Source organism: Facklamia sp. P12950, from assembly GCF_050409465.1.
Lineage (GTDB): Bacteria > Bacillota > Bacilli > Lactobacillales > Aerococcaceae > Facklamia.
On the sequence record NZ_JBNUPK010000019.1, the window covers coordinates 1 to 1,086 of the forward strand.

Genomic DNA, 1,086 nt, shown 5'->3' on the forward strand with positions numbered 1-1,086 from the left:
CTGGTGTTGGATCTGGATCTGGTGTTGGATCTGGATCTGGTGTTGGATCTGGATCAGGTGTTGGATCTGGGTCTGGTATTGGACACACTCCACATTCACCGTCTTTGCCATCCTTACCGTCTTTACCGTCTTTACCATCCTTACCATCTTTGCCATCTTTTACAAAGACTTCTTGTGTGGAACCATCTGGCTTCGTAATGATAATGGTATAGCCCGAATTACCTTCTGTATCTTTTCCAGGAGTTACCTCAACCTTAGGCGTCTGACCATCTTTGCCATTTAAGATGTTTTCAGTTGTCACTTTTCCGTCACTATCTGTAATGGTAATAGTTACTCCTATAACATTACCATCTTGATCTTTGAGTGGGGTTTGCTTGATGGTTGGTGATTTACCATCCACTCCATCTTTACCATCCTTACCGTCTTTTACAAAGACTTCTTGTGTGGAACCATCTGGCTTCGTAATGATAATGGTATAGCCCGAATTACCTTCTGTATCTTTTCCAGGAGTTACCTCAACCTTAGGCGTCTGACCATCTTTGCCATTTAAGATGTTTTCAGTTGTCACTTTTCCGTCACTATCTGTAATGGTAATAGTTACTCCTATAACATTACCATCTTGATCTTTGAGTGGGGTTTGCTTGATGGTTGGTGATTTACCATCCACTCCATCTTTACCATCCTTACCGTCTTTACCATCTTTTACAAAGACTTCTTGTGTGGAACCATCTGGCTTCGTAATGATAATGGTATAGCCCGAATTACCTTCTGTATCTTTTCCAGGAGTTACCTCAACCTTAGGCGTCTGACCATCTTTGCCATTTAAGATGTTTTCAGTTGTCACTTTTCCGTCACTATCTGTAATGGTAATAGTTACTCCTATAACATTACCATCTTGATCTTTGAGTGGGGTTTGCTTGATGGTTGGTGTTTTACCATCCACTCCGTCTTTTCCATCTTTACCTTTTTCGCCTGGATCTCCTTTGTCGCCTTTTTCGCCTGGATCTCCTTTTTCGCCTGGATCTCCTTTGTCGCCTTTTTCGCCTGGATCTCCTTTGTCGCCTTTTTCGCCTGGATCTCCTTTGT

The 1,086-nt window shown here is 42.4% G+C and carries 1 pseudogene; it reads right to left on the reverse strand.

The annotated features are described in order from the left end of the window. Positions 1-1,086: pseudogene (locus ACQV2Q_RS08835) on the reverse strand (hypothetical protein); the annotation flags it as partial.